This is a genomic window from Larkinella sp., assembly GCF_965227735.1.
Classification (GTDB): Bacteria; Bacteroidota; Bacteroidia; order Cytophagales; family Spirosomataceae; genus Larkinella.
Map to the genome: position 1 here is coordinate 4,345,962 of NZ_OZ245776.1, position 21,903 is coordinate 4,367,864.

The window sequence follows — 21,903 nt, forward strand, 5'->3', positions numbered from 1 at the left end:
GTTTTCTTCTTAATGAACATGGCCGCCCGCTTCTTCCGAATTGTTCAAAACGGAATGCAGGTCATACGCGCCGGCCACTACAATCTGCGCGTCTTTTTTGATCGATGCGGGCAACGTTACCGCCTGATAACCGTTCTGGCTGACCCCGGTTTGCACCGCAACCGGCCGAAACTGGTGGTGGACGGTGCCTTCGTGTTCTTCTTTCCCTTCATAAACAAAAACCTGCGAACCCGTTCCCGATTTGATCACCGCCACCTCGGGCAAAGCCGGTTCCGGAGCGGCTTTGGTTTCGATCAGGGCTTTCAGAAAGGTGCCGGGGCGGAGTTGCGCATCCGGTTTTTCCAGCGCGGCAAACACCCGCACGGTTCGGTCCGATCCGGTTTCGCGGTTGATGTACCGGACGCGCCCGATGCGTTCGCCCGGCGTTGCCCCGCCGTTTTCGCCGATGATGGAAAGCCGAACCCGCTGCCCGACCTGCACCTTCGCAATATCGCCTTCAAAAACGGTTAATTCGGCATACAACCCGGATGTGTTGATCAATTCGAACAACACGTCGTTGGCGTTGACAAACCGGCCCCGGTTGACATTGACTTCCGTGACGGTTCCGGTGATGGGCGAACGCACGGCGACGGTTCTTGTGATTTTTCCCGCTGATAACGCGTTCATCGATACGCCCAGAAGTGCCAGTTGCTGCCGCAGCCCTTCGGCCCGCGAGCGGAGAATTTTGACCTGCGACGTGGCCTGCTGAAACGTTTTGAGCGTTCCGACGTTCTCGCGGCTCAGTTCGCGCTGGCGTTCGTATTCCTGCTCCTGAAATTCCAGTTGGCTGGTGGTTTCCAGGTATTCCTGTTGCAGCCGGATAAACTCCGGGTTTTCGAGCATGGCCAGCAGTTGCCCCTGTTTGACGGCCTGCCCCGGCAGCAGGGGCGTCGAGGTCAGAATGCCGCCGTAGGGCGTCGAAACCGACACCTTTTGCTGGGGTGGTATGTTGACAACCCCGTTCACGCGGATAAGGTTACTGAGGGTTCGTTCTTCCAGTCCGCCGAGCCGGATGCCGACGGTTTTGAACTGTTCGTCGGTCAGTTCCACCAGCCCTTCATCATGCTCATCGTGGTGTTCTTCTTTTTCAGCCGTTTCTGTAGGCGCTTCGGTTGCGTTGTCCTTTTGCCGGTTGCAGGCTGAAAAAAACAACCCGATCCCGACGATGACCAAAAAAAGTAAGTTGGGTTTTAGCGTATTTTTCATGGTTCAGTGCTTCCCAGGAGGTATTCAAGGTGGATAATGGTCTGATTCAGGTCGTTCAGGGCGGCCAGATAACCCGTCTGAATACCGCTTGCTGTTCGGAGATTCTGGAACAGTTCGATATACCCAATTTCGCCGGCGCGGTACGACCGGTCGGCCTGCTGCCGGATCAGCGTAGCTTGTGGCAACGCCGACTCTTCGTAATACGTCAGCGTCTCGCGGTTTTTGCGGTAGGTTTGCAGGAGTTCCGCAAAAGCGCCTTCGAGGGTGCGCCGACGGGCGTTGAGCTGTGCTTCCGTGCGTTGCTGCCCCAGTTCAGCCGCCCGAACGCGCGCCCGCAGCGGTTTGGCCACAATCGGAATTGAGATGCCAACCTGCCCGTACGTGAACCGATCGACACCCGTATAAAACCGGTCGTTGCCGTTGATCGTCTGAATGCCCCGCAACGATTGATTCACCACGCTGAACGAATAATCGGGTTTGAGCCGCGACCGTTCGACCTCGGTTTCACGCCGGGCCATCTCGATCTGTTGCTGCAGCAGTGCCAGTTCGGGATTTTGCATTAACGCGACCGAATCCGGCAAGCGAACGACGCGGGCGATCAGAACCGAATCCGCAATCCGGGGCAGTTGATCGGTTCCCAGCAGGGTTTGCAGTCGCCGGGACTGGATTTGCTGGTCGGCGCGGTTTTGGAGCAATGTCATCCGGAGTTGCCGTGCTTCCACTTCGGCCGTCGTTTGCTCGAGCAGGGAGCCTTCGCCCGTTCGTCGCCGGATGCCAGCCGCCCGGGCTACGGCCGCAAAAAGACTGTCCTGTCGGGTTAGTTCGCGGTGAAGCGTCTGGAGGTAAACGAGTCCGTTATACGCCGATTTAAGCTGAAAAGCCAGTTCCTGACGCGTCACGCGGCTTTCGGCTTCGGCTCCGCTAATCCGGGCGTCGGCCAGGGCTTTCTGACTTCGGATCAAACCCGGCGCGGGAAGCCGCTGGCCGATTTGCAGCGACTGATCGACGTAGCGGCTGTTGTATTGCCCGGCAGTTACCATCAGGTCGGTTTTGCCAACGTCAGAAGCTGTGCCCCGCAACGCCTGTTGATAATCGACGTTGAGGGTCGAAACCCTTACCTGTGGATTGTTCTGAAACGTTTGTTTCAGCGCCTGTTCCAGCGAAAGTGGCGTCGGTAGAGCGGTTGTCTGCGCCTTACTTTCCGGCGAAACGAGGCCGAATCCGAGCGTCAGCAAACCGATGAAAGGCCACCAACTGGCTGCAACGGTTTTGGGTTGGGGCATCAGCGATTGATCCCGTTTTCCAAACCGCTGTTCAATGAGCAGATACAAAACCGGTAATACCAGCAGCGTCAGCAGCGTTGCCGTTAGCAGGCCGCCAATGACGACGGTTGCGAGCGGTTTTTGCACCTCGGCCCCGGCGGTATTGGATAACGCCATCGGTAAAAAACCGAGCGATGCTACTGTTGCCGTCATCAGGACGGGGCGCAGCCGGATGCGGGTTCCCCGAAAAATCGCCTGTTTAAGATCGGTAATGCCGTTTCGGCGCTGGTCGTTGAATTCGGCCAGCAGCACAATACCGTTCAAAACCGCCACGCCGAACAATGCAATGAACCCGACAGCCGCCGAAATGCTGAACGGCATGTCGCGCACCCACAAGGCCAGAATCCCGCCAATGGCCGCCAGCGGAATGGCCGAAAAGATCAGTAATGCCTGTCGCAAGGAATGAAAGGTTAAAAAAAGTAAAAGAAAAATCAGGCTCAAGGCCACCGGAACCGCCACTTGCAGCCGGTTTCGGGCGTCGATCAGGTTCTCGAACTGGCCGCCGTAGGTCACGTAATAACCGGTTGGAAACGGTACCTGCTGCCCGATTTTCTGCTGCAATTCGGTCACAATCCCCTCCACATCACGCCCGCGAACGTTGAAACCGATGGTAAGCCGCCGTTTGGCGTCTTCGCGCTGAATCTGGTTGGGGCCGGGAATCAGTTCGATGGTGGCGACTTCCGAGAGCGGAATGGCCGGGCCGTCGGTGCCGGAAATGGTCAATGCCTGGACGTCGTTGATGCTCTGCCGGTTTTCGCCCGCCAGCCGCACCACCAGATCGAACCGCCGTTCGCCCTCGTAGACCAAGCCTGCGCTTTCGCCGGCAAAGGCCGTGCTGATCGTGCTGTTGACATCGTCTACGGATAACCCGTAGCGGGCGAGGGCTTCGCGATCCAGTTTGACGACGATCTGGGGCAGTCCTTCCACCTGTTCGATATACAAATCCGTGGCTCCTTTGATGCCCGTGATCAAACCGCTCACGCGTTTGGCCAGGCGGGTGAGTTCATCCAGGTCTTCGCCAAAAATCTTGACGGCCACATCCTGCCGCGCTCCCGAAATCAACTCATTGAAGCGCATCTGAATGGGTTGCTGAAAACCGAAGGTGACGCCCGGAATGGCTTCCAGCGCTTCCGTCATTTTTTCCGCCAGTTCTTCACGGCTTGACGCCGAAGTCCATTCCGAACGGGGTTTCAGGATAACCATCAGGTCGGCGGCTTCAATGGGCATGGGGTCCGTTGGAATTTCGCCCGCGCCAATTTTGCTGATGACTTCCTTTACTTCCGGAAATTTTTGCAGCAACACCCGCTCAGCCTGGGTGGTTTTGTCCACCGTCTGGCTCAGAGACGAACCGGTCAGAACACGGGTTTCAACGGCAAAATCGCCTTCGTCCAGGGTTGGAATAAATTCACCACCCAGCGTGGTGAACAGCCAGCCCGCACCCGCCAGCAGCAAAACCGCTATGCTCAGCACCAACGCCTTTCGTCGCATAACCGCTTGAATAATGGGTTCGTACAGCCGCTGAAAAACGTCCATCATCCGGTCGGAAATGGTGCGTTTGGTGGAAACGGTTTTGCTCAGAATCAGGGCCGACATCATGGGTACATACGTCAGCGAGAGGATAAACGCCCCGGCAATGGCGAAGCCGACGACCTGCGCCATCGGGCCGAACATCTTGCCTTCGATGCCTGACAACGCCAGAATCGGTAAATAGACAATCAGGATGATGAGTTCGCCGAAAGCGGCCGCCGTGCGAATCCGGCTGGCGGACTGGTAGATTTCCTCGTCCATTTGCGCCTGAGTCAGCCGGGCCAGTTTTCGTGCGCCCAAATGGTGCAAGGTGGCTTCGACAATGATGACGGCACCGTCGACAATCAGGCCGAAGTCAATGGCACCCAGGCTCATCAAATTGCCGGATACGCCGAAAACCTGCATCATGCCCACCGCAAACAGCATGGAAAGCGGAATGACCGAAGCCACGACCAGCCCGGCCCGCCAGTTGCCCAGAAACAAAATCAGCACAAAAATGACAATGAGTGCCCCTTCGATCAGGTTGCGGGTGACGGTGTTGATGGCCCGGCCTACCAGTTCGCTCCGATCCAGAAATGCGTGAATGTCAACGCCTTCGGGCAAGGTTTTGCGAATCTGATCCATGCGGTTTTTGACCCGACCAATGACCTCGTTGGCGTTTTCGCCTTTCAACATCAGCACCAGTGCGCCCACGGCTTCACCCTGTCCGTTGCGCGTCAGTGCGCCATACCGCAGCGCTGAACCGTACTTTACCTGCGCCACATCGCGGATCAGCACCGGCGTACCGTTTTTGGTCCGGCGAATAACGATGCGGCCAATGTCGGCCAGATTGCCCACCAGTCCTTCGGAACGGATGAAATAGGCGTTGGGTTTTTTGTCGATGTAGGCTCCACCGGTATTCTGGTTATTGCGGGATAGGGCGGTGAATAAGTCATTGATGCTGAGTCCGTAGGAGCGAAGCCGGTCGGGGTCGATCGCAATTTCGTACTGCTTGAGCAACCCGCCGAAACTGCTGACGTCGGCCACACCGGGTGTTCCCAGCAACTGCCGCCGAACGACCCAGTCCTGAAGGGAGCGGAGTTCCGTCGGGGCGTATTTCTGCGTATAACCCGGTTTGGCATAGATGACGTACTGGTAAATTTCGCCTAAACCGGTGGTAACCGGGGCCATTTCGGGTTCACCGGTTCCCGCCGGAATCTGGCTTCGCGCGCTGGAAAGCCGCTCGCTGATTTGCTGTCGCGCCCAGTAGAGGTCGGTTGATTCCTGAAAAACAATCGTGACAACCGACAGCCCAAAGCGGGAAAATGACCGGATTTCGTCGATTTCGGGAATGGTCGCCATCGTTTGTTCGATGGGAAAAGTGATGAGCCGCTCCACTTCCTGGGCCGCCAGCGCGGGTGAACGGGTGATGACCTGTACCTGGTTGTTGGTAATGTCGGGAACGGCGTCGATGGGCAAATGGGTGAGCGAATACCCGCCCCACACCACCAGCGCCAGCGTCAACAGGCCGATAATGAGTTTGTTATGAATTGAAAAACGGATGATGGAATCCAGCATACCGGTACGGCTTTAAGATAAAAAAGGAGTGAAATCGCCGATTAAGGGCGAGAGATGCAACCCGGTTGCACAGAACCGATGGGGCGCAGGTATCTTGTATTAGCCGATTTGGGGTGGTTGCCAGCAGGAAACCGGGGGAGCGGGCAAGCGGGATTGGAGGGGAGCGTACTGAACGGAAGAAAAAGAAAAAGCCGCGAAGGTGAAGGTAAAAACCGGCATCGGTTCCAGCACCGTACCGCAGCAGGCACAGCCGCAGAAAGGCGAACACAAATCCGCGCCCGCCGGGTCACCGTCGTGTTGGTGGTCGTCACTGGCGACAGTCGCCGTGCTCTGTTGATTATCGCGCACGCCCAGGCAGCCGTCGGCGCAGGGCCAGGCAGACAACACCAGCAGGTGGACGCTCATCAACAAACAAACCAGTGATTTCATCCGGCAAAGCTATGGGATAAAAGGATGCAACAGGTAGTCAAAAAGCGGTTTTGTGACTAAAACCGCTAAAATAGAACGATTTACCACGGCCAAACCAAGCCTGAAAGGCTTTCATCACTAGCCCCGGGTATCGCCCGGGATGGGGTTGGTGGACGGGATGGTTTTGGTGGACGCCATCCGGTTCATCAATCCCCGCCACCCCGTTGCGTTCGCCAAACCCCATCGCGTTCGCCAAACCCCATCGCGTTCGCCAAACCCCCATTGCGTTCGCCAAACCCCCATTGCGTTCGCCAATCCCCATTGTGTTCGCCGATCCCCATTGCGTTCGCCAAACCCCATTGTGTTCGCCGATCCCCATTGCGTTCGGCCAACCCGTTGCGTTCGGCCAACCCCATTCCCGTCCCGTCCATCAACCCCCGGGCGATACCCGGGGCTAGTGATGAAAGCCTTTCAGGTTTTTTGGTGAACGGATCTTTTTTGTACTATCCGTACAATCTATACGAACTCTTTCAGAATTGACTAAATCTAAGAACTTAATCTTGCTGATTTCTATTTTACGGTCAGGAAAGCTTGCGTTAAGTGCTGAAAATAAAGGTATTTTTGCGCTTTCTACTTATTAAGAGTAATCTGAATACAACCTGAAATTTGAATTTTTTCAATAATGAATTTTACCGTTTCTCATCTTCTTTCACCACGGGTTTCCACACGTACCATTCATCGTGGGGCTGTCGGGGCATTGTTTTTTCTACAGGGGCTGTCTTTTGCGAGTTGGGCGTCCCGGATTCCGAGCATTCAACAGACGCTGGGTTTGTCGGATGCGGAACTGGGTGGGGTGTTGCTGGCTCTTCCGGCGGGTCTGATGCTTTCGTTGCCGATTGCGGGCTGGCTGACGACTAAAATCGGGAGTCGCAAAGTGGCCACCTTAGCCGTTGGTCTCTACGCGCTCACGTTGCTAAGTCTGGGATTTGCGCAAACGACGCTGCAACTGATGGCCTGCCTGTTCGTCTTTGGTCTGGTCGGTAACATGGCCAACATTGCAATCAATACGCAGGCGGTGGGCGTTGAAGCCCTGTATAAACGGCCGATCATGGCTTCGTTTCACGGGCTGTGGAGTCTGGCGGGTTTCGCAGGGGCCATGTTGGGGGCGGTTATGATTGGCGCGGGCATCGTTCCCTACCAGCATTTTGCGGCTGTCCTGTTCTTCGCCCTGGCGGCTCTGGCCGTCGCTTCCCGGTATATTTTGCCCGAAGACGCCAACACGAATTCCGATCAACCCATTTTTGCCAAACCCGACAAAGCCCTGTTGATTCTGGGCATTATTGCCTTCTGTGCGATGATTTGTGAAGGCGCGATGTTTGACTGGAGCGGTATTTATTTCAAGAAAGTCATTCTGGCCGATAAAGCGATGGTGGGCGCGGGGTATACCGCTTTCATGAGCACGATGGCACTCGGGCGGTTCATCGCCGACTGGTTTGCCACGCGTTACGGATTAAAACGCACGCTGCAATTGAGTGGCGTTCTGATTGCTTCCGGCTTGCTGACCGCTGTTTCGTTTCCGTATCTGGGTACGGCCATTGTCGGCTTTTTCCTGGTTGGATTCGGGGTTTCGTCGGTGGTGCCGTTGGTGTATAGTGCGGCCGGAAAGTCCACGGTTCTGTCGCCGGGTGTAGCCCTGGCCGCCGTTTCGACCATCGGTTTTCTGGGCTTTCTGATCGGCCCTCCGCTAATCGGTTTCGTCGCCGGAGCCACCAGCCTGCGGATTTCCTTTGTCATCATTGCTGGAATGGGCCTGTGTGTCGCCCTGATGGCGGGCAAGGTGAAGACGGCGGAGTAAGGGTTAGAAACACGAATGAAGGCGTTATACCCCGGAGGGGTTTTCTGTTAATAGAGGATAGGTAAAAACGATGAAGCCCCGGAGGGGCGTCCTAAGATCAGCCAGGCCGCCCCTCCGGGGCTTTGATGCTTCTATGAATCCGGGAACTATTGACAGAAAGCTCCTCTGGAGCTACATTTGCGGTCAATTACTTCGTTAGTTCCAGCAATTTCTCCGGTTCGTCGGTCGTGATAAAGTCGGCTTTGCGTTCCAGCAGCCAGTTCATCATGTCGGGGTCGTTAACGGTCCAGACGTTGACGGTCAATTTCTTTTGGTGGGCTTCCTGAATCCAGTTTTCGTTTTTCTTCATGATGGCCTGGTTGTAATCCAGCCCGTATAAACCGTCCTGAGCCAGCAGGTCGGGGGCTTTGTCACCCATCAGGTAAGCCACGTTGGCCGACGGGTCCAGTTCTTTCACCTTTTTGCAGACGTCGTAATCGAAACTGATGTAGTCGACCCGTTTCCGGCCTTTCTGCGCTTTCACGGCCTGGACGCACCGGGTCGCCAGCGCCAACGAATGCTCTTTGCTCACCTTCGACGCCTTGATTTCCAGAATCAACCGGGTTTTCTTCTGTTTCAAACCGGCTTTTAAGTAGCTTTCCAGCGTCGGCAGCGATTCGCCATTGCTGAGTTTGAGGGCGTTAATGTCAGCAGCCGGAGCGGTTTCAAGGTTGACGCCCTGCAAGGTATGATCGTGATTGACCACCAGGGCCGAATCGGCGGTCATGTGAACGTCGAACTCACTGCCGTAGCAGCCCAGTTTGATGGCCTGTTGCAGCGACGCAATCGAATTTTGGGGGGCACCCGTGTTTTTCCAGGCGCCCCGGTGGGCAATGACTTTGGTTTGTGCCATGCTCTGAACCGCGAAACTGGTGAAGAGGGTGATAATGGCGACGAAATTGAAACAAGCGGTTTTCATACGGTTTAGCGGATTAACTGCGCAAATGTAACAGAGAACCCCGCATCGAATGGGCTATTCGCTAAAAATCAGACGTCTTTCATCAAAAGATAACAATGAGATAATCAGTTAAAGCGTACCTTGAATCATTGTTCACCCTTACCCTCATAGATATGTACGCGCGCGTTATCCAGGTACTATTAAAGCCCAATACCATTAGTGAGGCTACTGCTTATTTCCGTGATTCAGTAGGCCCGGCACTCAAAGAACTAGACGGTTTCAAAAATAGCCGGTTTCTGACAAATCCGGAAACCAACCAATGCCTGATGGTGACGCTCTGGGAATCGGAAGCGGCCCGGAAAAATGCCGAAACCAATGGGTTCCTCCAGGGTGTTTTGAAAAAGATGGGAGATTATTTTGCCGGATCGCCGACGATCGATTACTACGAAGTGGGCATTCAGGTAGTATAGACAAGAGTATTGTATCGCGGAGTTGAGCGGAGAAAAGCGGAGTTAAGCGAAGAAAAAAAACTCTGCTTAACTCTGCTTTTCTCCGCTCAACTCCGCGATACAACGCAAACTTTCTCACTTCGCCAGTTCTTTCACCAGCACATCCAGTAGCTTATCTTTCTTTAAATCAAGGGTATATTCCCAGAACATGGCTCCGGCCAGCCCTTTGGATTTGACATAATCAATTTTGTGTTTCATCGATTCCTTGTCGGCATACGAAATGAACGTACGGCTTTCCGGATTCCATAAATACGGCGCTTTGGCTTTGTCGTCCCAATACCGCGTATACCCGTTTTTGTTGACGTAATTAGCCACCAGATCATCATAATTCGGGCTCATGTGTTTGCCCGCCGAGGGTTGAAACAAACCCTGGTTGACCGGATTGACCGCCGTCCAGCCCCGTCCGTAAAAAGGCAGACCGAGCACAATTTTGCGGGCCGGAACCCCGGCTTTGATATGACCGTTGACGGCGTCGTCGGAACTGTTGCGCGAACGGTCGCTCAGGGCCGATTGGTACAGCGGGCTGTGGTGACCGGTTTTCTTATCATTCCCGTGATATAAATCGTAGGTCATGATGTTGACATAGTCGAGATATTTCTGCGCATTCCCCAGTTCGGTATGGTTCACAAAAGCCGTGTCGCCCCCGGTGGCAGCCGTCAGCAGGTAGTGGCGGGATGCGGGTCGGTTGTCTTTTTTGCCCTGCGCATCCAACTGTTCGCGCAACTCTTTCAGCAACAGCGTGAAATTCTGTTTGTCTACGGGCCGGAAGATGTTGTTTTCGCCAATCTGATCCGGATATTCCCAGTCGATATCGACGCCATCGAGCCGGTGTTTTTTCATGAAGGAAACCGCACTTTTTGCAAATTTCTTCCGGGCCGCATCCGTTAGCGAGGCATCAGAAAAATACCGGCAACCGCCCCAGCCGCCAATGGAAATCAGGATTTGCAGGTCTTTATTGACCACTTTCAGGGTGTTGAGCGTCGCCAGATTGACCGAATCTTTCGCCTTGATCGGGGCCAGTTCGCCGTTCTGGGCCGGTACGGCAAAGGCATAATTGATGTGCGTCAGTTTCTGGGGTTCGATGTCGTTTTTGGTCCAGCCCCCCCCGCCGACGTAGCCGATCAGAACGTATTTTTTGGGTTTGGATTGTCCCCAAACCGGTTGTCCAACGAGGACGAATTGGTAAAGAAGAACCAGAAAAAGAAGTGTCAGAATACCGTGCGGTCGTTTCATCATCAGGTTGGTCAATGCGTTTGGTAGAGAAGCTGTAAAATTAACACCAACGGCGAGATGAACAACGTTTGCCGGGCTGAGCAACGATTACGACTCTAATTCTTTGAGCAGACGAAGCCCCTCTGGCCAGTTTCCATAACCCGAATGGACATTGATATGGCCCGCTGCGCCAATATTGACCAGTTGACTGCCCCAGGCCTGAGCAAACAAGTGGCTCGTTCCAGTGAGACGTAGAAATCGTCGCTGCTGGCGACGACAATGGAAGGAAAGGGGAGTTTGGAAAGCGGAACGGGCGCGAAACCGGTCGTTCCCGGTGGATACGAGTCGGCCTCTGTGTCGCTGGGAGAAATCAGTAAAGCCCCTTTGATGGATCGCTGAAAGGCCTGTGCCCAATAGGCGATGGTGACGCAGGCCAAACTGTGACCGACGAGCAGGACATTGGCGGGATCTTCAGCTACTACGGCCTGGTCGATCTGTCGAACCCAGTCTGCACAAACCGGGGTTTCCCAATCGTTCTGCTGAACCCGTTTAAAAGCAGGATACTGCTTTTCCCAGAGACTTTGCCAATGGTTTTCACCCGAGTTGCCTAAACCGGGGAGAATGAGGACGTTGGATGAAAAATTCATAGCGTGATGTTACGGAGGGTTTTAACCTGCTAAATCCAATTTCCGCCAACTAGTTCCCAAAATGAACCAATCCTTTGTCTTTTCACAGAAAAGGGTCGGTTTTAGGGAGATGCCGATGATTCCACCCGCCTGAACACAAATTTGCTGCCCTTTCTAGCCTGCCTGATGAGAGAAATTCGTTCCGTTTTATGGTTGAAATGAAAAGACCATACGCACGGTTTTATAAACCAGTAGACCGCAAATGAGTTTATAAACCACGGATATACGTCAACGTCATGAAAATACTGCTTTTTGTATTGCCTTTGTTGCTGCCAGGCTTGCCAGCACAGGCACAAACCAAATCCACTCCACCCGTCGTTGTCACGGCCATTGAAGGCGTTACCGGCAAGCAATTTCAGCCCGATACGGTTTTTGCGGCTTTGTCGGAAGAGGACGTAAAGTTGCTGGCGAAAGAGCCGGTGGCGAATTGGGGATTGCCGCAGGCGGCCGACAACAATATGTCTTACTACAATCTGGTGATCGGTACCCGGTCCTATCAGCTCGTTATTCTGAAAGCGCCAAAAGCCGTATTCCCAACGGCCACGCTGCTGCGTTTCAACGACCCCAAATCAAAACCGGAACCCATTGCGCGGGGAAGTCTCAAGCCGAAGGAGGAAAAACCAAAATGAGACAAAAAGAAAGCCAGACGACCGAAGTCACCTGGCTTTTTTGTTTCACCCGATCGTAAGGATAATTCACGTTTCCGTCACTATCCTCACTACGAGCGAAATACAATTACATAACGCGGTTCAACGTAAATTGTTGTTCGTTGTGAAAAATAAGCGACAAATTTTTCAGTTTTTTCAGCACAACCGATACCTTGAAAGGGACATTGGATCACTTCTTAATAGGAAGATTGAGTATACATAAAGTTACTTTTTCCAAAAAATGGTACTATTGCATTTTCTAAACCTGTAGTACCCATTCATGGATTTATTTTTTGAATACGATATCGAACGGCTCCGTCGCTACGCTGGTGTTGTCGAAAATACCGGTAAAATCACCATCGAATCGTATCCTGCTCATTTGCTGCTTTCCTTTACGGATGTTGGCTATTTCAATTATTGCGTATGCCACAAACCGGCGGAGATCGTCGATGTTGTCAGACAGGCCAATGCGTTTTATGCTTCCCGGTCCATTCATCATCACAAACTTCTGCTCGACGAAGCCCGTAGTGACGAGGGGCAGTACCAGTTTTTGTTGGACAACGGGTATCGCCTGAAAGAACGGCTTATGGCCGTTGAGGACCCGACGCTTCAGCACCGTCCGCAGCCGATTCCGGAAAATTTTCACCTTGAACGGGTTCAGGTGGACACGCTGCATGATTTTACCGAAGATTATCTGGCGGCTTTTGAGTCGGAACAGAAAAATACGGCACCTGTGATCACTAATTTCAGGCAATTGCTGGACAATGAAAACATTGCCTTATTTCGAGTCAAAGATCAGGTTGAGCCAGTAGGAATTGCGGTTTTATACGAAATGGATAACGTTTTTTTTCTGGCGGGAGGTGCCATCCTGCCCGCTTTCCGCAACCGGGGGTATCATGCGACCGCGCTGGTGACGCGTCTCAACTGGGCCAATGCCCAAAATGCCCGGCGCATTATTTCGTGGGCCTACGACGGTGGCGCAAGTTACCGAAACATGTTAAAAGTGGGGTTAGTGCCTTATAAATGTTACCGCGTGTATGAACGATGAATTTCGGCTTCGGTGGACGGAAATCGCTCAACGTTATTCCACCAAAGCCGCTTTTTGCGAGGGAAACCGCACCATAACCTATGAAATGCTGTTCCATCGGACCCATCAGTATGCTGATGCGCTGCTGGCCCGGAATTTCAGACAGCAGTGCATTCCCGTTCTGCTCGACGACCCGCTGGAGCATGTTGCTGCTTTGATTGGCATTCTGTTGTCCGGAAATTATTATTATTCGATGCATCCGCAATCGGTCGAATCCCTGGGCGACGTCGTGCAGTCGCGGGGCTGCCCCGGTCTGATCAGTCGGTTGCCGCTGGTGATTCCGACTCATCCGGGCTTGCCTACGCTCCTTCCCGAAACGCTGCCAACGGCGCGTTCTGCCACACCGACATATCCGATTGTCTCGCCGGAAATGCCTTTCTGCCTTTTCATGACCTCGGGCAGCACCGGCCAGCCGAAGCAGGTGATCCATTCACATGCGAGTGTTTTGGCCGATACATTCCGGCAAATAACCGACAACGAAATTACGGCTGCCGACCGGATCGACCTGCTGTTTTCGCTCGAATTCAGTGCCTCACTGGCCTGCATTTTTCCGGCTCTGCTGACGGGCGCTACGCTGGTGTTCTACGATCTGAAAAAAGAAGGGGTGTTGTCGTTGCCGGTTTTCTGGCAGCGGCAGGAAATCACGTTCAGCAGCTTGTCGGTCAGCACGTTTCGGCTGTTGCTAAAAACCGCTACGGATTTTAAGACTTTATCCGGCCTGCGAATGCTTTCCATCGGTGCCGAACCCATCCAGCCCTCCGATATTACAGGCTTCCAGAAACGTTTTTCGGCCTCTACAACGCTGCAAGTGGCCTATGCGACAACTGAAACCCGGACGATTTCGGACTACAAATTGCAAACCGACACGCCGGTAACGGATCAACTTTTTTCGGTGGGTAAACCGGTGTCCGGACGAACGGTTTGGATTCGGTCCGAAACGGGTGCGCCGTTACCTCATAATCAGGTGGGTGAAATTATCGTTCAGGCGTCGTTTATTCCCTCGGATTATCCGAATAATCTGGCCGCTTCGCAACGGGCCTACCAACGCCTGCCCGACGACATGATCGCGTATGCGACCGGCGATCTGGGCTTTTTAGACGCTGATGGGTATTTGTTCTGGTGCGGCCGAACGGATTTCGTAGTCAAGATTAACGGACAAAAAGTAAACCTGATTCAAATTGAGCAGGAATTGAAAAGCGTGAAGGGCGTAAAAAATGCTGCGGTTCTTTACGATACCTCCCACGAAAACCGGTACTTTCTGAAAGCGTTTCTGTGTACCGAACCTGATTTTGATTTGGCCGGTTTGCGGCAATCCCTGGCGCAGCGGTTGCCGGTCGTTATGCTGCCTGATCGTTATCTGTTGCTCGAGACACTGCCGCAGACCAAAACGGGCAAAATTGACCGGCTTCGTTTAACCATGCTACCAGAGCCGGAGGTTGTTTTGTCTGATTATCCGCTGGCCCATGAAGCCGATGCCTGGGATTTTGTTCCGTTGATCAAGTCTGTTTGGCAAAAAAAACTGGGGTTGACAACGGCTTTGTCGGACTATGATGACTTTTTTCAGGACCTCGGTGGCGATTCGCTGATGGCGGAGAGCTGTTTGGCCGAATTGGAAAACCGGATCGAAAAAACCGTGCCGGTTCAGGCGGTTTTTTCGTATACAACGCCCAAGGCGTTGGCGCATTACCTCATGGCTTATACCCGGCATCAGGTTCAGTGCATTCCGTTGAACAAACCCGAACGAAATCGGAAACACGTCTATTTCATCCCGCCATTGCCGGGCGATCGGCGAATGTATCGCAGGATTGAAAGCCAACTGAATCAGCATTGTAACCTCTATTACGTTCATTACGAGCCGTATACAGCGGAAAGAAAGCTGATTCCGCTGGCTGATCTGGTCGGGCAGATAGCCCGGGCGATCGACAAACCGGCGGATAGTCTGCTCATTGGTTTTTCGTTTGGGGGATTGGTGGCCTATCAGGTGGCTTTGGCGCTGGAGCAAAGGCAGCAACCGCCCCTGAACCGGCTTATTTTACTGGATACGCCCCTTTACCGGCGAATCACGTTTCGGGAGTCCTTGCGGAAAGATGTCCACCGGATCGGGCGCAAGGTTGTTGCGGGTTTTAAAACGGAGCGGTCGGTTGACTGGAACGCCAGTTGGCAGCGGGCCATTGCGCGGTATCGCAACCGGTTAACGAGTCGGACGACCCGTGCGGATGGAGGGACTCAGGCCGTCAGTTGGCAGGAACCGAGTTTCGCAGCGGTCGACCAATACGCGCGGCAGGCCGAGGTGAAAATTCCGGTTGCCTGCCCCATTGTGCTCTTTCGGGCGAGTGATTCGTCCGCTTTTCAGTACGAAATCCGCCCCGATTTTCGCTGGCAGTTGTTTGCTAAAACCGGTTTTGAAGAACACTGGCTGGAAGCCAACCACGATCAGGTTTTGAATTCGGTCCATAGCTACCGGATCGGAACCATCGTGTCTGGCTTTTTACACGCCTAAAGGCTCGAATCAGGATGCAACAGCACCGGCCGCCCGGCCCTGCTCAGCGGTTTCGGGGGTCTGCTGGTATTTTTTGGCAAGGATTCCGTACGAATCGGAGCGCATGGCGATCAATGTAACGAGCAGACCAACGACGCCGGTCACGGTAAACAACAGGGCCAGCCCCCGGGCACTTCCGGTGCCAAACCACGGCCCCAGTAAATCCACGCCCGCACCAGTGGTCATAAACGGAATGAAAATCAGTTGAGCAATCGGCCCGATGATGAAGGCGGTAATGGGCGAGGCCGCCTGCTCGACACTCTGGGCAAATCCGAAAACCCGGCCCTGCCGTTCGGGCGAAATCAATTTTTGAATGATGGTTTGTTCAGCCGCTTCCACCACCGGAATCAGGCAGAGGTAGATGAACATTCCAACGCCAAGCAGCACGATGGACGCCTGAATGGTGAAGAAAATGCAAACCGTCCACATGGCAAGGTTGGCCAGAAAAAGCGTTTGGAGCGGTTTGGCACCCAGCCCATTTCGGGCCACCACCATGCCGCCGACAATAAACCCCAGGCTCAACACGCCCCACAATGTACCCCAGACCTGCACCGAAACGAGCGACAGTCCGTAGGCATCCATCAGCGACATAAAAACGCCACCCAGGAAATTGTTGAAGGTGTTGAAAAAGATGAGCCCCAGTAAACCCGGAATCTGCTGAACGGACTTCAGCGTTCCCCGGATATCGAGGTGGTTGGTTTTCGTTTCAGCAACAACAAGTTCCTGTTCAGGAATGGCGAGGAACATTAGGTGAACGATGACCAGGGCCGTCAGCGCAATAGCCAGCGCCAGCATCCAGAACATGCCCAGAAAACCGATCACCAGGCCGCTGAAAAGCGACGCGACCAGAAACGACACGCCGTTGGCCGTGCCAACCAGCCCGTTGGCTTTGTCGCGCTGGTCTTCGTCGATCAGAATCGTCACCAGGGTGGAAATGGCAATGCTGCGAATGTTACCGGCGATGGCCCCCAGCAGCCCAAACAGGATGAATATCCACAGGATGGGACTTGCCGGGTTGGAAAACGTGGAGGACGGATACCAGCCGTAGAGCAGCAAATCCACCAGATAAAACCCCAGAGAACCGACGCTCGACAGCATCATGGCGGTTTTTTTGCGGTTATGATCGACCAGTGAACCCAGAAAAAAGCCGGAAACTGCGACGGTTCCCAGGTAAATACCGGCCATAATCGAGGTCGCGACCACCGATTTGGTTTCGAGGTACAGCCAGAACGTCAGCGCAAACCAGACGCAATTGTTGATGACGGAAGCGGTTAGCGTATTGGCGAGAAGGGCGTAAAATCGGTTCGTCATGAGTCTGTTGTTTCCTGGGGCAAACGGTCCGCTAGCCTAAAACCGCTCTTAGGGAATTCTGGTTTCCGGATTCGGAGAAAGTTGCAGTCGCCTGTTTTTTATGGTAAAAAACGTACGAAGCAGCCCCTAAAGCCACAAAAACCAGCATCGGCGCCCAGTCCATCGGTGTTTTCCCCGCGCTGTAAACGCAATAGGTGGCACCCAGTAAATCAAAAATCAGTCCGGCATACGCCCATTCCTTAATGCGGGGAAAACCGGGAACCAGAATGGCAATCACGCCCAGCAATTTCGCCCACCCCAGAAATGGAAGCAGGTAGGCGGGCAGACTGATCTGTTTAAACCCTTCGACGGCTTGCGGAATAACCAAAATATCGGGAATAGAAGAACCCAGCATAACAAATGCGAATAATCCGGTAAAAACCCAGTACAAAATCTTCGTCTTTTTCATGGCCATAGTGTTGTTTGTTTACAGGACAAATTTACCACCGGATCCAGATTCGGAGAGCGTGTAAAAACGGCAATCTACGGGGTGAATTGCGACAATTACGAGAAAGCCATACGGGTCAGGATGGCGGTAAAATAAGGCGCAAAACGGTTTCTCTTTCAACCCGACACCGGAAATTTTTCGCAAACGAATCGTTCAATGGCGGAATAAAAAAACTAAATTGGCGAACACCCGCTTGCTCACCGATGGCTTCCCAGAACGATTTAGAATTTACGTATTCCACAATTGACCAAATTTTTCGTCTCAGCGTGGGCCAGACCGGCGACTACAGTGGGGCGATGTATAATGGCAATTTTAAGCTGACGCTGGAGGAGGCTCAACGCCAGAAACACCGCTTCATTGCGGAAAGTCTGAACATTACCAAAGGCACGAAAGTGCTCGACATGGGCTGCGGCTGGGGGCCTTTCCTGACCTATATCAAGGGCCAGGGAGCGATTGGCCGGGGCGTAACGCTGTCGTCGGCGCAGGCTGCGGCCTGTGTGCAGAATGGGCTGACGGTGGAAGTGAAAGACTGCCGCCTGATTACGCCCGCCGACTATGGCACCTTCGACGCCGTCAGTTGCATTGGGGGTATGGAGCATTTCTGTTCGATCGAGCAGTACAAAGCCGGTCAGCAGGACGCGGTGTATGCTGATTTTTTCAAAAATCTCTACAACCTGCTTCCCGTGGGCGGGCGGTTTTACATGCAGACGATGGTTTTCAGCAAGAACATGCTGCCGCTCGAAGAAATCAGTCTGGATGCACCCAAAGACTCGGATTCCTATGCCCTTGCGTTGATGATTGCCCAGTTTCCGGGTTCTTGGCTGCCCTACGGCCCCGAGCAGGTGATCCGGAACGCGGCTCCTCATTTCAAGCTGATTTCGCAAAGCAGCGGGCGGCTCGACTACATCGAAACCATCGGTCAATGGCGGAAGCGGTTTCGGGCGTTTAACCTGAAAAAATACGCGCTGTATGCTTCCCTGCTGCCCCGGTTTCTAACCAACAAGGCCATGCGGGATCTAATTGCCGTTTTTCGGGTCAGCCCAAACCGGGTTTGCTTCGAACGCGAAACGATGGATCATTACCGGCTGGTGTTTGAAAAAGTGTAGTTGCTGATCAAGATTTGCAATCTTGATCCTTTCTGTAGCGGATTTGCAATCCGCTCCTGCCTGTATGATTAGAATACGAACCCTGGAGTCAATTGATTACAGATTATTCTTACCGCGGATTATAAATCCGCTACAGAAACGATCAAGATTGCAAATCTTGATCAGCAACTCCCAGTTTGCTTAAATCAGTTGTAATCATTTCACCGAAAACAGCTTCAGACAAACCGGGGCGGGCACTTTCACCTGCGTGCCGGTCGGCGTCAGTTTGCCGGTTTTCGAATCCAGTTTATACACTACGATATTGTCCGTATCCTGATTGGCAGCAAACACGTATTCGCCTTTGGGATCGACCAGAAAGTTGCGGGGCGTTTTGCCTTCGGTGGGCTGCTGGCCGATCAGCGTCACCTTGCCGTCGTTGGCAATTGACAGAATCGCCAGCGCATTATAGCCGCGGTTGGAGTGATAGAGAAACTTGCCTTTCGGGTCGGTGTGGATATCGGCGCTGGTGTTTTTGTCGGTAAAATCGTCCGGAAGCGTTTTCACGTTGTCCTGAATCAGGGTCAGCGCACCGGTTTTGCTGTCGAGCGCGAAGGTGGCCACGCTGGAAGTCAGTTCTTCCACCAGATAGAGGTATTTTCCGTTGGGGTGGATCGTGATGTGACGCGGTCCGGAACCCGCCGAAACCGTCGCGTAGGGTGTTGCGGCCGGTTTTACTTTGCCGGTTGCCTTGTCAAATTCGTAAATATAGACCTTGTCGGTGCCGAGATCACAGACGTACACAAAGCGGTTGTTGGGCGAAACCGTGGCCGAGTGAATGTGCGGTTTTTCCTGCCGCTGGGCGTTGGGGCCTTTGCCTTCATAGCTTAGCGTGTCGGTCGCGGGGGCCAGGGTGCCGTCGTTCTGGATGGGCAAAACCGTGAACGTGCCTCCGCCGTAGTTCGACACAAACGCCAGCTTGCCGGTTTGGTCGATGGCAATGTGGCAGGGGCCGCGGCCGTGCGACGACTGCTGGTTCATCATCGTCAGCTTGCCGGTTTTGGGCTCGATGGTGTAGGAACTGACGCCCCCGGAATTGGGAGCCGCTTCGTTGACCGAATAGAGGAATTTGCCGGTTGGATGAATGGCCAGAAAAGAAGGGCTTTTGGCGTTCGAAACCGTCTGGAGTTGTTTCAGCGAGCCGTTGGCCCGGTCAAATTCCAGGACATAAATGCCTTCACTGCCCCGGGTCGAATACGTTCCGACGTAGAGGACTTCTTTGGGTGATTGCGCGTTGACCATCAGGCTAAAGAGCAGGGCGGTTACCGTGAATAATTTTTTCATTCGTCAGGGGGAATAATCAGATCGCAAAGCTAACAAAAAGGACAAGCCGTTGACGGGCCTGTCCTTCTTCTTTCTTTTCAGAATGCGTCGCCGGGCTTATTGCTTGCCAAATTCGGCGTTAGCGCGAATGGTAATTTCATCGCTCACCACCGCCACCGGCGTACCGGTTCCGATGCCGAAATCCGAGCGTTTCAGTTCACCGGCAATCTTGAATCCGGCAATTTCTTTTTTGTTCATCGGATGCGGAATGGGGCCATTGAGCGTAACGTCCAGCGTAACGGGTTTGGTCACACCATGCATGGTCAGATCGCCGGTCACTTTGTATTTTTTTCCTTCTACTTTCTTGAAGGAATTGCTTTTAAAAGTCAGCGTGGGGTATTTGGCGGCATCGAAGTATTTCTCACTTTTTAAATCGGCGTCACGGCGGTCGTTGCCGGTATCGATGCTGTTTACGTCGGCCGTTAGTTCAACAACCGCATCCGTAAAATCGGGTTTCGAGGAGGTGATTTTGGCATCGAACGTCTTGAAATTTCCATCGACGTCCGAAACCAGGAGGTGAGTAACCGTAAAACCAACTTTGGCGTGTGCTTTGTCCACGGTCCAGGTTTGCGCAAAAGTGGCTACGGAAGCGAATAGAAAGGCGGTAAACAGGGTGACTTTTTTCATAGAATTTCAGGATTTGATTGAAAATGGATTGCTTTACGAGCAACTAGTATACGCAAAAATTCTTGTATAGACACATAATAAATCACTTTTTCCACAATTTACAGTATCTATCAAGGGTAAAAAGTGGAATCAGGGTTTGTCGGGAAGACGGTTTTTGGGGTTGCTCCGGAGCGCGGCCAGGTTTCGGCCCTCATGATGGCCATAAATCAGGTGTTTGGACTGGCCCACCACCTGAGAACCGTAGATGCCCCGGTGGCCGGAGACGAAATAAGCCACGATACAGGCCAGGGCCACATAGACACCACAGTCGGCTCCGAACAGTTCAACTGCCATCAGGGTGCAGGCCAGGGGCGTGTTGGCCGCCCCGGCAAAAACCGCCACGAACCCCATGCCAGCCAGCAAGCCGGTGGGCAGTGGAATAACGTACGAAAGCGCATTGCCCAGGGTAGCCCCGATAAAAAACAAGGGCGTTACTTCCCCGCCCTTGAAAGCCGCTCCCAGCGTGAGGGCCGTCAGCAGGATTTTGAGGGCGAAATCGTAGGGAGGAAGCGGACCCAAAAAGGCGTCCAGAATAGTCGGAATGCCCAGCCCGATGTATTTCGTTGTGCCGAGGGCCAACACGGCCAGCGCCACCAGCGCCCCGCCAAGCAGGGGCCGCAGCGGAGGATAGGCGACGTTGCGTTTGGAAAAACCGCTGATGGCGTGCGTCAGACCACTGAAAACCACCGAACAGGCTCCAAAAACCGCCCCGGCGACCATTGACCAGAGTACCGCCCCGGCCGACAGTTCCGGCACCACCGGAATGTGGTAGTGGGTATGCCCAACCTGCCACGCCCGGGTGGTGAGATCGGCAAAAATGGAAGCCGCAAAGGCAGTAAATAAAGCATCGTATTTCAATCGGCCGAGGAAGAACACTTCCAGCCCGAAAACCGCCCCGGCCAGCGGGGTTCCGAACACCGAGCCGAAACCGGCCGCGATGCCAGCCACGAGCAGCAGTCGCCGGTCGCGCGGACGCAGCCGCAGCAGGCGGGTGAACTGGTCGGCCAGCGAACCGCCGATCTGCAAGGCTGTTCCTTCGCGCCCCGCCGAGCCGCCGAACAGGTGCGTGGCGAGGGTGCCGATCAGCACGAAAGGCGCCATTTTCAGCGGAATGATTTGGGCCGGTCGGTGGATATTGTCGAGAAGCAGGTTATTCCCGGCTTCAACGTCCCGGCCCCAATAGTGATAAAGACAACCGATCAGAAAACCGCCGAGGGGAAGAAACGCAATGATCCAGCGGTGGTTTTCCCGCCAGTGCGTGACCCAATCGAGCGACACCAGAAATAGGGCCGATGCCGAGCCGACGCACAGGCCAACGATGACCGAGAGCAATAGCCATTTAACCAGAAAAAAAAGAATCGGTTGCTGCCAGAAAAGTGGCGTAAGCGAGCGAAAAAGACGAAAACGAGACGATGCCATCATAAAAATACCTATCAGGGATAC

The 21,903-nt window shown here is 53.7% G+C and carries 17 protein-coding genes and 1 pseudogene; 6 read left to right on the plus strand and 12 right to left on the minus strand.

Annotated features, from left to right (window positions below; genetic code table 11):
• Positions 1 to 9: 9 nt before the first annotated feature.
• The 4 genes from ACO064_RS17060 to ACO064_RS17075 form a co-directional block, all read right to left on the minus strand.
• Positions 10 to 1,245 (minus strand): efflux RND transporter periplasmic adaptor subunit, encoded by a 1,236-nt coding sequence (locus ACO064_RS17060; protein ID WP_421828456.1) that lies wholly within the window; start codon positions 1,243 to 1,245, stop codon positions 10 to 12.
• Positions 1,242 to 5,651, minus strand: coding sequence for a CusA/CzcA family heavy metal efflux RND transporter (locus tag ACO064_RS17065; protein ID WP_421828457.1), 4,410 nt, complete (start codon positions 5,649 to 5,651; stop codon positions 1,242 to 1,244). Before ACO064_RS17065 ends, ACO064_RS17060 begins: the two co-directional genes overlap by 4 nt.
• Positions 5,652 to 5,750: 99 nt before the next feature.
• On the minus strand, positions 5,751 to 6,080 hold the full coding sequence (locus tag ACO064_RS17070; RefSeq protein ID WP_421828458.1) for a DUF6660 family protein: 330 nt from the start codon (positions 6,078 to 6,080) through the stop codon (positions 5,751 to 5,753).
• Positions 6,081 to 6,265: 185 nt separating this feature from the next.
• Positions 6,266 to 6,490 (minus strand): hypothetical protein, encoded by a 225-nt coding sequence (locus ACO064_RS17075; protein ID WP_421828459.1) that lies wholly within the window; start codon positions 6,488 to 6,490, stop codon positions 6,266 to 6,268.
• Positions 6,491 to 6,741: 251 nt separating this feature from the next.
• Here ACO064_RS17075 and ACO064_RS17080 point away from each other — a divergent pair, with 251 nt between their 5' ends.
• Positions 6,742 to 7,914, plus strand: coding sequence for an MFS transporter (locus ACO064_RS17080; protein WP_421828460.1), 1,173 nt, complete (start codon positions 6,742 to 6,744; stop codon positions 7,912 to 7,914).
• Positions 7,915 to 8,101: 187 nt separating this feature from the next.
• Here ACO064_RS17080 and ACO064_RS17085 read toward each other — a convergent pair whose 3' ends face one another.
• Positions 8,102 to 8,872 (minus strand): glycerophosphodiester phosphodiesterase, encoded by a 771-nt coding sequence (locus ACO064_RS17085; protein WP_421828461.1) that lies wholly within the window; start codon positions 8,870 to 8,872, stop codon positions 8,102 to 8,104.
• Between the two features lie 152 nt (positions 8,873 to 9,024).
• Between ACO064_RS17085 and ACO064_RS17090 the strand changes: the two genes are divergently transcribed.
• Positions 9,025 to 9,321 carry an antibiotic biosynthesis monooxygenase family protein gene (locus ACO064_RS17090; protein ID WP_421828462.1) on the plus strand — a complete coding sequence of 99 codons (297 nt, stop codon included), beginning with the start codon at positions 9,025 to 9,027 and terminating at the stop codon, positions 9,319 to 9,321.
• 114 nt (positions 9,322 to 9,435) lie between these two features.
• Here the strand turns inward: ACO064_RS17090 and ACO064_RS17095 are convergent, their stop codons facing one another.
• Complete coding sequence (locus tag ACO064_RS17095) at positions 9,436 to 10,596, minus strand: glycoside hydrolase family 18 protein (RefSeq protein ID WP_421828463.1); 1,161 nt, start codon at positions 10,594 to 10,596, stop codon at positions 9,436 to 9,438.
• Between the two features lie 84 nt (positions 10,597 to 10,680).
• Positions 10,681 to 11,219: pseudogene (locus tag ACO064_RS17100) on the minus strand (RBBP9/YdeN family alpha/beta hydrolase).
• Between the two features lie 275 nt (positions 11,220 to 11,494).
• Here ACO064_RS17100 and ACO064_RS17105 point away from each other — a divergent pair.
• From ACO064_RS17105 to ACO064_RS17115, 3 genes are all read left to right on the plus strand, one after another.
• Positions 11,495 to 11,887: a hypothetical protein gene (locus tag ACO064_RS17105; RefSeq protein WP_421828464.1), complete on the plus strand. Its 393-nt coding sequence runs from the start codon at positions 11,495 to 11,497 to the stop codon at positions 11,885 to 11,887.
• A 298-nt stretch (positions 11,888 to 12,185) separates the two neighbouring features.
• Positions 12,186 to 12,953 carry a GNAT family N-acetyltransferase gene (locus ACO064_RS17110; RefSeq protein ID WP_421828465.1) on the plus strand — a complete coding sequence of 256 codons (768 nt, stop codon included), beginning with the start codon at positions 12,186 to 12,188 and terminating at the stop codon, positions 12,951 to 12,953.
• Positions 12,943 to 15,492 (plus strand): AMP-binding protein, encoded by a 2,550-nt coding sequence (locus tag ACO064_RS17115; protein WP_421828466.1) that lies wholly within the window; start codon positions 12,943 to 12,945, stop codon positions 15,490 to 15,492. The genes ACO064_RS17110 and ACO064_RS17115 overlap by 11 nt, the downstream gene beginning before the upstream one ends.
• A gap of 9 nt (positions 15,493 to 15,501) precedes the next feature.
• On the opposite strand, the gene ACO064_RS17120 is transcribed toward ACO064_RS17115, so the two are convergent.
• Both ACO064_RS17120 and ACO064_RS17125 read right to left on the minus strand, forming a co-directional pair.
• Complete coding sequence (locus ACO064_RS17120; RefSeq protein ID WP_421828467.1) at positions 15,502 to 16,842, minus strand: MFS transporter; 1,341 nt, start codon at positions 16,840 to 16,842, stop codon at positions 15,502 to 15,504.
• 31 nt (positions 16,843 to 16,873) lie between these two features.
• Positions 16,874 to 17,290 (minus strand): DoxX family protein, encoded by a 417-nt coding sequence (locus ACO064_RS17125; protein ID WP_421828468.1) that lies wholly within the window; start codon positions 17,288 to 17,290, stop codon positions 16,874 to 16,876.
• 242 nt (positions 17,291 to 17,532) lie between these two features.
• On the opposite strand from ACO064_RS17125, the gene ACO064_RS17130 reads away from it, so the two are divergent.
• Positions 17,533 to 18,435 carry an SAM-dependent methyltransferase gene (locus ACO064_RS17130; RefSeq protein WP_421828469.1) on the plus strand — a complete coding sequence of 301 codons (903 nt, stop codon included), beginning with the start codon at positions 17,533 to 17,535 and terminating at the stop codon, positions 18,433 to 18,435.
• Between the two features lie 195 nt (positions 18,436 to 18,630).
• Here ACO064_RS17130 and ACO064_RS17135 read toward each other — a convergent pair whose 3' ends face one another.
• The 3 genes from ACO064_RS17135 to ACO064_RS17145 form a co-directional block, all read right to left on the minus strand.
• The gene (locus tag ACO064_RS17135) at positions 18,631 to 19,755 is read right to left on the minus strand and encodes a lactonase family protein (RefSeq protein WP_421828470.1); all 1,125 of its coding nucleotides are present in this window, start codon (positions 19,753 to 19,755) and stop codon (positions 18,631 to 18,633) included.
• Between the two features lie 96 nt (positions 19,756 to 19,851).
• Positions 19,852 to 20,421: a YceI family protein gene (locus ACO064_RS17140; RefSeq protein WP_421828471.1), complete on the minus strand. Its 570-nt coding sequence runs from the start codon at positions 20,419 to 20,421 to the stop codon at positions 19,852 to 19,854.
• A 129-nt stretch (positions 20,422 to 20,550) separates the two neighbouring features.
• Positions 20,551 to 21,882 (minus strand): voltage-gated chloride channel family protein, encoded by a 1,332-nt coding sequence (locus ACO064_RS17145; RefSeq protein WP_421828472.1) that lies wholly within the window; start codon positions 21,880 to 21,882, stop codon positions 20,551 to 20,553.
• Positions 21,883 to 21,903 lie beyond the last annotated feature (21 nt).

Coding starts and splice junctions, on each gene's coding strand:
- ACO064_RS17135 (WP_421828470.1), bottom strand. CDS start 19,755: ATGAAAAAATTATTCACGGTAACCGCCCTGCTCTTTAGCCTGATGGTC.
- ACO064_RS17085 (WP_421828461.1), bottom strand. CDS start 8,872: ATGAAAACCGCTTGTTTCAATTTCGTCGCCATTATCACCCTCTTCACC.
- ACO064_RS17060 (WP_421828456.1), bottom strand. CDS start 1,245: ATGAAAAATACGCTAAAACCCAACTTACTTTTTTTGGTCATCGTCGGG.
- ACO064_RS17130 (WP_421828469.1), top strand. CDS start 17,533: ATGGCTTCCCAGAACGATTTAGAATTTACGTATTCCACAATTGACCAA.
- ACO064_RS17120 (WP_421828467.1), bottom strand. CDS start 16,842: ATGACGAACCGATTTTACGCCCTTCTCGCCAATACGCTAACCGCTTCC.
- ACO064_RS17065 (WP_421828457.1), bottom strand. CDS start 5,651: ATGCTGGATTCCATCATCCGTTTTTCAATTCATAACAAACTCATTATC.
- ACO064_RS17110 (WP_421828465.1), top strand. CDS start 12,186: ATGGATTTATTTTTTGAATACGATATCGAACGGCTCCGTCGCTACGCT.
- ACO064_RS17090 (WP_421828462.1), top strand. CDS start 9,025: ATGTACGCGCGCGTTATCCAGGTACTATTAAAGCCCAATACCATTAGT.
- ACO064_RS17080 (WP_421828460.1), top strand. CDS start 6,742: ATGAATTTTACCGTTTCTCATCTTCTTTCACCACGGGTTTCCACACGT.
- ACO064_RS17070 (WP_421828458.1), bottom strand. CDS start 6,080: ATGAAATCACTGGTTTGTTTGTTGATGAGCGTCCACCTGCTGGTGTTG.
- ACO064_RS17140 (WP_421828471.1), bottom strand. CDS start 20,421: ATGAAAAAAGTCACCCTGTTTACCGCCTTTCTATTCGCTTCCGTAGCC.
- ACO064_RS17115 (WP_421828466.1), top strand. CDS start 12,943: ATGAACGATGAATTTCGGCTTCGGTGGACGGAAATCGCTCAACGTTAT.
- ACO064_RS17125 (WP_421828468.1), bottom strand. CDS start 17,290: ATGAAAAAGACGAAGATTTTGTACTGGGTTTTTACCGGATTATTCGCA.
- ACO064_RS17075 (WP_421828459.1), bottom strand. CDS start 6,490: ATGGACGGGACGGGAATGGGGTTGGCCGAACGCAACGGGTTGGCCGAA.
- ACO064_RS17105 (WP_421828464.1), top strand. CDS start 11,495: ATGAAAATACTGCTTTTTGTATTGCCTTTGTTGCTGCCAGGCTTGCCA.
- ACO064_RS17095 (WP_421828463.1), bottom strand. CDS start 10,596: ATGATGAAACGACCGCACGGTATTCTGACACTTCTTTTTCTGGTTCTT.
- ACO064_RS17145 (WP_421828472.1), bottom strand. CDS start 21,882: ATGATGGCATCGTCTCGTTTTCGTCTTTTTCGCTCGCTTACGCCACTT.